The organism is Lachnospira sp. (assembly GCF_016290755.1).
In the GTDB taxonomy this organism is placed as follows: Bacteria; Bacillota; Clostridia; order Lachnospirales; family Lachnospiraceae; genus Lachnospira; species Lachnospira multipara.
Genome location: NZ_JAEEVD010000068.1, coordinates 1 through 10,590 on the forward strand (window position 1 = coordinate 1; position 10,590 = coordinate 10,590).

The following is a 10,590-nucleotide window of genomic DNA, read 5'->3' on the forward strand; positions in this document are numbered from 1 at the left end:
TTCTGGTATGTCTGTAAATACTTCGTTAAATCTAGAATTTACCCAAGAATAAATTAGGTTAGATGCCTTTCTAAAGGCATCCTCTATACTTAAGTTGTTAAGATCGATATCTGTCTTTGCATGGAATACCTTATATTGTCCAAGAGTTTTAAAAGGTTCAAACCTACGACGTCTATTAAAGCTTGCCCCTTCCTTCTTTTCAAGTTCAATCTTTACAAAGGCATCATTAAGTCTTTCATCATTAGGGCCAATCTGATTTACAATTCTTACAATGTTCGTAATTGTAAGCTCTGCTGCCCTTCCATAGACATTAAGGCACAACTGCTTAATTAACTTTCCACGTCTAAATTTATAGAATTGCTTAGCAAGTTCATTATCCTTATTGAAAATCTCCTCTACGTATGGATGAAGAGGTTCATTTTCAAATTTAAGTCTGTAATGGCATCTAAGCATATCATTCCAGTTCTTATTCTTATAATGATGATGTCCTAAATCTTCAATTAAGCCTACCATGGAATCATCACAAAGCTCGTAAGTAGCAAGGATTGAGTTCATCTTTCTAGCTAGGGCTTCGTTACCGCCAAAGGCTGAACCCTTATATCTTGTATCATGCTCAATCTCGTGCCAACCCTCAAAGGAGTTAGTTCTTACCTGTATTTCAAATGTATCGTCTATATATTCTGATAACATAGGATTAGAAATATTCTTACTTAAGTAAGATGGAAGTTTAAAAATACCATTCACCTTACTTGCCTTAAACTCATATTCAGACGCTTCTGTTGTCTCCCAAATACCTGGTGTGGCAAAAATAGTATCCAGCAAATCCTTACAAATCTCCACGTCATCTTCATAGTAAAGAATTACTCTAATACCAACTAAATCCTGCATCTTCTTATGTTCATTTGGCGAGCCTTCTATTCTGTATTGTTTAAGTAAAAGCTTATTCAAAATAGAGTCGCTTGTCTTTACTCTGTAGGCAACACGATAATAGAAGCCAACTTTCGATAGCTTCTCCTCTATAATGCTTAGTAGATCTTCCTTAACTACATCAGGAACTACAATCTGATCTACGTTATACTTATTAAATACTTCATTTACCCCGTTGTTATCCATATCTAGCAAACCTTTCTTACTTTGTACTACTCTTTTATTAAATTTACTCCCAGTCTCTCATAACATTATAACACTAACTCGTAATAAAAAAAAGTTAATGGAATTTTAGAATTCTTAAAAATCTATATATAGTTTGAAAACAAGAGTATTTCATGATATACTTTCTAAAGTAGATGTTACCTAAAATTATTTGGAGGATTTTAAAATGGCAGGAATTCACGAGTCTGCAGAAAATTATTTAGAAACAATACTTATGTTAAGTAAAAAACTTCCAGTAGTTCGATCAATCGATATTTCTAATGAGATGGGATTTAGAAAATCATCCGTAAGTATCGCAATGAAGAATTTGCGTGAATCAGAATACATTACAGTGACTAAGGAAGGTTATATCTACCTTACAGACGCTGGTATGGAAATTGCTGAAACTATTTTAGAGAGACATGAATTACTTACAAAGTGGCTTAAGAGCTTAGGCATTGATCCACAGATTGCAGAGGATGACGCTTGTAAGATTGAACACGATGTAAGTAAAGAGACATTTGCAGCAATTAAGAAGGTCATTATAGAGCAAATCGGGGAATAATTTTTAAAAGACAATAAACCAAAAACCTACTCAGTTACTGAGTAGGTTTTTTACATAACAGAAAATTTATAAAAGATTGTAAGGAGTCTTACAATGCTATCTAATTTATCTTCCTAAGTAGCCCTGATACTTCTCTGTTTCAAGAATATCATTAGCTCTTTGGATTTCTTCCTTAGTTGGAGGTAATACTCCTTCTAATTCATACTTAATTCCAAGCTCTGCATACTTAACAACACCAAGTGTGTGGTATGGTAAAACTTCGAATCTCTTTACAGTCTTAAGACTTGCAACGAAATCTCTAAGACCTTCTAAGTCTTCCTGGTCGTCTGTAACACCTGGAACTAATACGTTACGGATCCACATATCCTTATTATTATCTGATAAATACTTAGCTAATTCTAAGATGTTCTTATTAGTCCATCCTGTTAAAATCTTATGCTTCTCATCATCAATAATCTTAATATCAAGTAAGAATGTATCTGTTAAGCTCATAAGCTCGTCAAACTTCTTAAGATATTCTGAGTCCATTGAGAATGGATTACCTGATGTATCAAGACATGTATTGATTCCCTTTGACTTAGCAAGCTTGAATAACTCAATAACAAAGTCAATCTGGCAAAGAGCTTCGCCACCACTTACTGTGATACCGCCGCCATTCTTCCAATATGCCTTAAATCTAATAGCCTTCTCCATAATCTGGCTTGGTGTCATCTCCATGCCGCCTTCCATACTCCATGTCTCAGGATTATGGCAGTACTTACATCTCATGTGACATCCCTTTAAGAAAACAATATATCTAACCCCTGGTCCATCAACGGAACCAAAGCTTTCTAATGAATTTACTCTACCAATAATTTCGCTCATATAACTTCTTCTCCTTTCGTATCAGCAAATGTATCTTAGAGTGATACATAGGATTGTATACAATATACACTTCTTGTTAAATATATCACATATGACAATTATTATCAATAAGTGCAGTCTCTTTTTCTTGTACTAAATACTAGACAACTCTTTAAAAAGATTGCTTTATACAAAGTTTTAAAGAACTTATATGATTAGTCGACACATTTTTTAAATAGTGCAAATAAAGCTACAATCGCAAGGAATGGGAATAAGAAGCTTAAAGTTGAAATAAGCATAAAAGCCACTGCTGCAAGAATGATGTAACCAATTATTCCAAATAGGAAACCTGCAAGGGATCCAAATATTTTAAATACAAAAACTGACATCCTAAAAAAGCCAATAAATAATAATATCATCAACAAAGTTAACATAATTAATCAACCTCCGTTTTAAAGCTTTGTTATAACAAAGAGGGGAGCTAGCTGTTTGATGTAGGGAGTACGATATAAATATTTTTGTCTCCTCTCTTTGTCTATTATTATATTAGCAAAAGATTAAAATGACATTAATTTCAAGATTAACTTTTTATTAAGTCTAAAATGTAAAATTTAGCACTTTTTATACAAGGTCGATCCTTCTACCCTCTTCATCTGAATAGTAAGCTGCATAAACCACCTTCATAACCTGACTTGCAAGGTCAAAACATCCTTGAGGCTCCTTATCATTTAAGACGCAATCCATAAAATCCACGATTTCGTTACAATAGCCTCTTAACATTTCATCTGCCACAAAAGGCTTATTCCAGCCGGTTACAATTGGAAGCATTTCCGATAGATATACATTTTCCATACCCACGGAATCCACCATATAGGTCTCCATGGCATTATTCATGGTTAAATTACAGTTAATGGCAGTGTCATTGCAATAAAGCTCCACATAGTTTTTACTGCCACCAAGCAGGTTATCTGTGGAAATTATTGTGGCCTTGCTTCCATCTGTAAATGTAATCACAGCCGTTCCTGCATCTTCCACATCCACAGGTCTAGCATCTATGTGACGATGCTCGTATTCTGTCAGATTTCTTGTGGCATAGCCCATGTCTGCAACTACAGATTTAACGGTAATATTTTTTCCCATGGCAAGGGACTCCTGCTCCTTTAAATAAAGGATTGCTCCAAGGGGATGCACTCCATTTCTCATAAAAATTCCGCCACCAGTTTTCGACCACTCTCCGGCAACGCTAGAACTTGAGCCCTTTAGGCTTTCCTCACCTTTCATATATAGAATTCGACTTTTCTTTGCCCTTACGATTTCTCCCGCTTTAATAATTGCAGGGGCATAGACGAAGTTTTCTGCATACATAAACTTCTTGCCAGTTCTTTTAACCACGTCCCTTAGCTCCTCTAAATCTGCTAAAAGGGCGTGATACATTTTCTTTTTTGAAACCTTTTCTCCAATAGGTTTTTCATCTTCTTCACTGCCAAAATAGCCTGTTAGCGGCTTCTCCACAATGACATTTTTCCCAGCCTCTAGTGCCCTTATGATTTCAGACTTGTGAAGATAAGGGGGTGTGCAAATATCGATTACATCTATCTCCTTATCCCTTAGTAAATCCTCAAAATCATTAGTAGCATTTTCAAAGCCAAAACGCTTAATGGCCTCTTCTGCCTGCTCCTTTCGTCTAGCATAGACAGTCTTTAATCTAACTGGAATATTGCTTCTTTGATAGCCAAAAGCATGTAATTCACAGGCTCTGCCGGCTCCTACAACCCCAACTACTACTCGATCCTTCAATTTATTATTCCCCCACTTTTTTAGTCACCAAGTCAATTAAAGAGCCCACGACTCTAAAAGAATCCTCCATCATTTCTTCGTCGCTAAACTCAATATCAAACTCATCTTCAAGTTCCCCGATAAACTGAATTAATCCTAAGGAGTCCATATAGCCCTCCTCCACGTAATTTATCTTTTCAATGTCTGTCCCTTCTTTAAAGCTATACTCTTTTTGAAGCCTATCTAAAATGAATTCTCTTACCTGTTCCATATCTAATCCCCCTGATTCTCTCTATTTCTCTATTTCTTTATTTCTCTATCTCTTTATTATCCTTCACCCAATCATTTAACTTAGATTTCACCAGTTTTCCCATGCTATTTTTAGGCAAGGAATCCAAGATAAATATCTTATGAGGCTGTTGAAAATCCGCCAAGTTTTTAGCACAAAATAGTCTAATCTTTTTCGTGATTTCCTTTTCCGCAGCCTCAGTCACCACTGCTAGGGCAACAATTTCTCCAAGCCTTTCATCCTTATAAGGAAAAGCTGCAACTTCTAAGACTTCCTCTAATTTTATGACCTTATCTTCAATATCCTTTGGATAGACGTTTACGCCGCCGGTTATTATTATTTCTTTTTTTCTTCCTGAAAATGTTAAAAAGCCCTCTGTGTCTAGCTTTCCCAAATCGCCTGTTTTAAAATAGCCTTTAATCATCGCCTTTTTAAACACATCTTCTTTATTTAAATAGCCCTCACAAATCAGCGGGGTCTTTACTGCAATTTCTCCAATTTCCCCTAGTGGAAGCTCCTCATTTTCATCAGACAAAATCCTAATATCTACGCCCTTTAGCGGTCTTCCCACCGAATTTAGTTTCTGGCCTGCTTCCTTAAGATTTATATCTGTTACCGTTGAGCACTCGCTAGTTCCATACATTTCGTGAAATTCGCATTGTAAAAAATTTACCAGTTCCTTCTTTACCTCTAAATCTAAGAGGGCGCTTGAGGAAACCAAAAGTCGCAGTGAGGGGCAAGTTTTCTCCTCTGCCTCTTTTAACTCCTTTAGTACCTGTGCTAGCTGGGCTGATACTGCTATTGAAAATGTAACCTCTAGCTTTCTAACTAAATCTAGCCACAACTTTGGTGTAAACCTTGGTAAAATCACAGCTGTTGCACCAAGTATAAGGGGCATTATTACTAGTCTTTGAGCTAAGGAATGATATAGCGGTGTTGCTGCTAGAATCTTGTCATTTTTTGTTAGCTTATACATTTCAATATGAGCCTTAGCTCTAGTATTTTTGTTGTTTTGACTTAATAAAATCGGCTTTGGATTACCTGTTGAACCTGAGGTCAGAGTTAAAATAAAAGTTTCTTCCCCGGTAATATTATCTAACTTTGGCAAGTTCTCTCTCATCTCTAGAACTTCCTTAAAACTATGTATTTTAACTTTGTTGGTTTTATTTATTTCCTGATTATATGCTGCTCGGTTATCTATTTCTAGTTCCTCAACATCTCCATCAAGGCACAACTTTAATCCATCATAATCTAATAAAAAATAATTATTTTCCTTTAAAACTTCCTTATAAAATGATTTTCTTGCAATTATATGTTTTACATTAGCTGCCTTAAAAGCAATATCCATATCTTTAATATTTAAAGTGGGATTAACTGGTGCAAGACCTGCACCTAGAGCTGTTACGGCCATAATAAGCCCTACAGATTCAATACTATTATTAAGAGGAATGCCTATAATATCCCCTCTTTTTACACCATGAGAACTTAGATAGTTTGCATACCTACATACAAAAGTTCTCATTTCTTTGTAGCTTTTACTCTCTCCATCGCAGTAAATCGCCATTTTATCTTCATTTTCGTTAGATGCCTCAATAAATTGCTCAAATAATAGTTTCATAAATCCCCCAGTTGATTTCTCATATATTTATTACCTATATTTATTGCCTTATTTTATTGTATATCTAATTTAACTGATTTGGTCTATCTTGGTCCCCATCAGCTTTAAAAAATCTAGTATTATCCATTATATAGTGAACCCATATATCTGCATTTTCCTGTAAAAAAGGTTCAAAATAATTTGGAATAATATTTCTTGTATCCTCTCTATTAATAAATCCTGCTTTTCTTAGGATTTTATCATCCAAACCAAACTGATAAAAATCTACATATTCAGCTTTTCTAGCTTGCATCAACTCATCAAGTTTAGATGAAATTCCAACCAATGCCTTTTCACATCCCAAAAAATCTACAATCCTTAAAACAGAAGATCCATTTATATCAATCTGTCTTAAAATTATAACAGCTTCAGTTTGTCCATTTATTTCAATCCCATAAACTAAGTAGTTATAAAAAGGATGTTCAAAGTAACGATGTTTAATATAATAAGCATCTTTTTCAGGATATATGTCCATTTTATTCAATTCAAAACAATTCATTAGTTCTGTAAAATTGTCTATTTTATTCAAATTATAATTTATTAATTGATTATTAATTCTTTCGTCCGTCTCAACATTTTCTAAAGAATCATCTTTTATAATAGCAATCTTATAGTCTTTTATTTCTTTATTAAGCCTATAAAATTGCTTCATCTTAGCTGTCTTTTCTCTAAAAAATATTTTTCTTAAAGGGATAGTTGTATTAGGGTTAGCACCATTTCCAATATGCATTCTACAACCAGTTAGTATATATACCCTCCTAGCTAGCTCAATTCCTAAAAGATTCATATTATCATGGTCATCCCTAACCTTCCACATACTTCCCCATATATCCCTATTTCTTTCCTTTTGGCAACGTATAAAACCAAATATAGCCTCAAGCTCTCCGCTGAATTTATCAATAGCAATAACGAAATCCACTTCTGTTTCATGAACGTATTCATAGTCAAAAAGTTCCCTACTTCTTGACATAATGTGCCCCTTACGCCAACATTCATCAATAAATTTCATAATTAAAGGGACATCATCCAAATTAGCAAGTCTAATGTCATAACGCTTATCAAATTCAGGGTTAATCTTAAATTTCATAGGTCACCTCTCTACTGTGTGCAAGGAACTGCATAAAACACTAATTCTGCAGCATTATGTGAATGGTGTCTTAAATAATATTTATATTTCACATCACAAGTTGAGCTTTCCACATAACTTTTTATTAATTTAGGCAACCTTATTAAATCATCTACTTTATGATAAACGCAAATTGCTAAAGTAGCCTTATTATTTATAATTACATTTTTCATTCCCATAAGAGCTTTTTCTTCAAAACCCTCTATATCCATTTTAATAAAGCTTGCCTTTATTTCTTTTCCTTTAAGAATGGAATCAAGCGGAGCTATTTCAACCATATTCTCCGTTTCATAATCCACTAAAACAGATGCATCCTTTTTTCTTTCGTAATAATATTTTTCATGTTTATCACCTAAGCCTATCTTATAGGCAATGAGATTATTATATTTATTTGAAAGGCTTTCTAATTCTTTAAAATTTTCATCCTCCATCTCAAAAGCTCTAACCATTACAGGCTTTTCCTCATCCTTTAAAAATTCAAAAAAGGCTGTAGCGCTATCTCCTATATATGCTCCACAATCAATTAATATATGTTCATCATACAACTCTTTAGGATACAAGTCATTAAAATACTGCTCTGATGTCCATAAAGATATCATATTTTCACAGCATTCTCTTTTTATATTGTTAGCTCTTGCTGCTATAAAGGAACGAAAAACTAGTTTTGATTCTTCATCTTCCAAAAGATCATATACTTGATTTAATTCTTCTTTATGTTCAACCACCCATTCTGCTTTCATTGTATATAACTGATTTCTATCTAGATAACTATAAATATTCACATTCATTTTTGATTTTAAATCATTCATAATATGAATTACGTCATTACCCGTTGCACAAACAATTAAATTAATATTGTTCATTTGCTTATAAATATTATCAATTAAATAAACAGGTTTATTAAGAAAGACTTTTCCTTCCTTAAAATACTGTTTACCTTCTAAATAGGCAGTTACACTAAGTCCATTTTTATTTAATAGATTTGTAAATGTTTTTGATGCCCCTCCACATCCATAAATAATTATATCCAAATCTTCTTGTTTTAATTTTTCAATTAATTCACCATTTACATCTAATAAATACTCATCAACAATATAATCTTGAAACATAAAGTTGTCCCCCTAAACTTAATTAATGTTCCATTCTCCAAGCTATTGTTCTTCTTAAATAATGCACATAGTCTGGGTTTTTGCACATACCCTTACCTTCTACATCTGAAATTTTAGCTACATCCATACCATTACATGCAGTTGTCTTCATAACAATATTTAGAGCATCTACATCTGTATCATTAGCAATATAAGTTCCTATGCCGAATGCGACTCTAACTTTATCTTTAAAATAAGAATTAATCTCATCTGCTTTCTCAAAATTAAGGCTATCACTAAAGAGTAAAGTCTTAGTCTTAGGATCAATTCCAAGACTATTATAGTGATCAATCATCTTATCGCCCCATTCAAACGGACTACCACTATCATGTCTAACACCGCTAAAAAGTGTTGCATAAGTAAGCTTAAAGTCTCTTAAGAAACAGTCTGTTGTTATAGTGTCAGTAAGAGCTGTACCATTTAAAACTCCATATTCCTTTACCCATGCATCAAGGGCATACCAGTTTGAATAAGCTGGATTGTGCTTATGATTACCCTGTCCTACACACATAATCCATTCATGTGCCATAGTTCCAACAGGCTTTATATTAAGCTTTTTAGCTAGGTATACATTAGATGTACCAACAAACTTAGAGCCCTTATAATCGTTTCTCATAAGCTCTTTAATAGCTAATTCCTGAGCCTCTGCTGATAATCTTCTTCTAATACCAAACTCTGAAAATGCTCCAATATTATATTCACCACTAACTAGCTTTTCTACCTTTTTATCTAGTCTATCCTTAAAACTTAACATGAGCTTGTCATAATCATATTTCATTCTAAAGTAAACTTCATTCACTATAGCAAGTGTTGGAATCTCATACATAGATGTATTAAGCCAAGTTCCGTTTGTTTCTATTGTTAAACCACATGGGCTATTTGTTCCGAAAGTAAAATCCTCATATCTTGGATGCCATAAACGTAAAAAATCTATGTATGACTTCTTAAACCATTGAATTGAAGATAAATATTTTAGCTCTTCTTCGCTAAATCTTAATTCGCAATACATTTTTATTTGATGCTTAATCTCTTCTACCATCTCTTCTGTAAAATGTACATCTTCATTTCTACATTTAAAAGACCAAGTTGTTTCATATCCTGGAAAATGGTGATAGATTGCCTGTCCCATTGAAAATTTGTAAAGATCTGTCTCTAATAAACTGTTTATAATTTTATGCATAATAAACCCCTTCCTATTTAGCATTAAGCTAAAAAGATAAATTAACGTTATTTTAGCAGATTTTTATGCATACATAAAGTAAAACTAAGCCAACTATATATGTTTGCCTACAATCTTCTTTGCTAAATCCTTAATCATCTTATCATATTCTTCATCGCTAATAGGTCTTCCCTCTTGGTGCTCATTTTCTTCACTGGCAGTTATAAACTCGCCATATATCTTTAAATCCAAATGTCTTTTAATTACAGCAATTGCAATTGCAATAGTATCTGTATTCCAATCAGAATTATAGCCAACTGTTTCTATTTCTAAATAAAAACTTCCTTCTTTAATAATAATGCCCTGGTTATCATTTATTTCTTTTTTAGCTTTTTTGATTTCATATTCCAACTCAACACCCAAATATTTAGACAAATCTAAATCTAGTGCTTTAAAAGTTTTAAAATGTAAAACACTTGGCATTGCACAAAAAAATTTAAGGCCTAGCAATCCATTCATATTTTCCACCTCGCAGAAAACAATACTTATACTGTATTTTATTATAGCATTTAAATACTTGGCAGTAAATAGAATCTATCTTTCAAAATCGGTTATTTGTCAAGACTCGCTCGTAAGTCTAGCGCCGGATTCGGGTCTGCTGAAGCAGCCCCGAATTCCTGTCCGAATCCGTGCGCATCCTCGCGGAGCATTTATTTTATTCGAAATAATATAGATAAACATCTTCTAAATCAATATTGTTATCTACTCGCTTAACTTCATCTGGTAAATTATCATCAACAATTCTAAGCACCAATCCCTCTTTTCTTTGGCGTACATTTCCAATTTTATAACGTCGTTGATAATCATCTAACTCATCTAAATTAATCTTTATTTCT

The 10,590-nt window shown here is 33.4% G+C and carries 10 protein-coding genes and 2 pseudogenes; 1 reads left to right on the forward strand and 11 read right to left on the reverse strand.

Translation table 11 applies throughout. The features are described 5' to 3' along the window. Window positions 1-1,113: pseudogene (locus QVA17_RS11475) on the reverse strand (hypothetical protein); the annotation flags it as partial. 205 nt (window positions 1,114-1,318) lie between these two features. On the opposite strand from QVA17_RS11475, the gene QVA17_RS11480 reads away from it, so the two are divergent. Then, window positions 1,319-1,696: a metal-dependent transcriptional regulator gene (locus tag QVA17_RS11480; RefSeq protein WP_074521526.1), complete on the forward strand. Its 378-nt coding sequence runs from the start codon at window positions 1,319-1,321 to the stop codon at window positions 1,694-1,696. Between the two features lie 105 nt (window positions 1,697-1,801). On the opposite strand, the gene pflA is transcribed toward QVA17_RS11480, so the two are convergent. From pflA to QVA17_RS11530, 10 genes and pseudogenes are all read right to left on the reverse strand, one after another. Further along, window positions 1,802-2,560 (reverse strand): pyruvate formate-lyase-activating protein, encoded by a 759-nt coding sequence (gene pflA, locus QVA17_RS11485; protein WP_287389042.1) that lies wholly within the window; start codon window positions 2,558-2,560, stop codon window positions 1,802-1,804. A 194-nt stretch (window positions 2,561-2,754) separates the two neighbouring features. Then, window positions 2,755-2,973, reverse strand: a complete 219-nt coding sequence (locus QVA17_RS11490; RefSeq protein WP_027431636.1) for a hypothetical protein — start codon at window positions 2,971-2,973, stop codon at window positions 2,755-2,757. A gap of 187 nt (window positions 2,974-3,160) precedes the next feature. After that, window positions 3,161-4,336 carry a Gfo/Idh/MocA family protein gene (locus tag QVA17_RS11495; RefSeq protein WP_287389044.1) on the reverse strand — a complete coding sequence of 392 codons (1,176 nt, stop codon included), beginning with the start codon at window positions 4,334-4,336 and terminating at the stop codon, window positions 3,161-3,163. A gap of 4 nt (window positions 4,337-4,340) precedes the next feature. Further along, on the reverse strand, window positions 4,341-4,586 hold the full coding sequence (locus tag QVA17_RS11500; RefSeq protein ID WP_027431634.1) for an acyl carrier protein: 246 nt from the start codon (window positions 4,584-4,586) through the stop codon (window positions 4,341-4,343). 37 nt (window positions 4,587-4,623) lie between these two features. After that, entirely contained in the window at window positions 4,624-6,222 is a 1,599-nt protein-coding gene (locus tag QVA17_RS11505; protein WP_287389046.1) for a class I adenylate-forming enzyme family protein, read from the reverse strand. Window positions 6,223-6,286: 64 nt separating this feature from the next. Continuing rightward, on the reverse strand, window positions 6,287-7,348 hold the full coding sequence (locus tag QVA17_RS11510; protein ID WP_287389047.1) for a hypothetical protein: 1,062 nt from the start codon (window positions 7,346-7,348) through the stop codon (window positions 6,287-6,289). A gap of 11 nt (window positions 7,349-7,359) precedes the next feature. After that, window positions 7,360-8,496, reverse strand: coding sequence for an FkbM family methyltransferase (locus QVA17_RS11515; protein WP_287389049.1), 1,137 nt, complete (start codon window positions 8,494-8,496; stop codon window positions 7,360-7,362). Between the two features lie 22 nt (window positions 8,497-8,518). Continuing rightward, window positions 8,519-9,715 (reverse strand): nicotinate phosphoribosyltransferase, encoded by a 1,197-nt coding sequence (gene pncB / locus QVA17_RS11520; RefSeq protein ID WP_287389051.1) that lies wholly within the window; start codon window positions 9,713-9,715, stop codon window positions 8,519-8,521. A 93-nt stretch (window positions 9,716-9,808) separates the two neighbouring features. Next, on the reverse strand, window positions 9,809-10,213 hold the full coding sequence (locus tag QVA17_RS11525) for a hypothetical protein (RefSeq protein WP_287389053.1): 405 nt from the start codon (window positions 10,211-10,213) through the stop codon (window positions 9,809-9,811). Between the two features lie 196 nt (window positions 10,214-10,409). After that, window positions 10,410-10,590: pseudogene (locus QVA17_RS11530) on the reverse strand (ABC transporter ATP-binding protein); the annotation flags it as partial.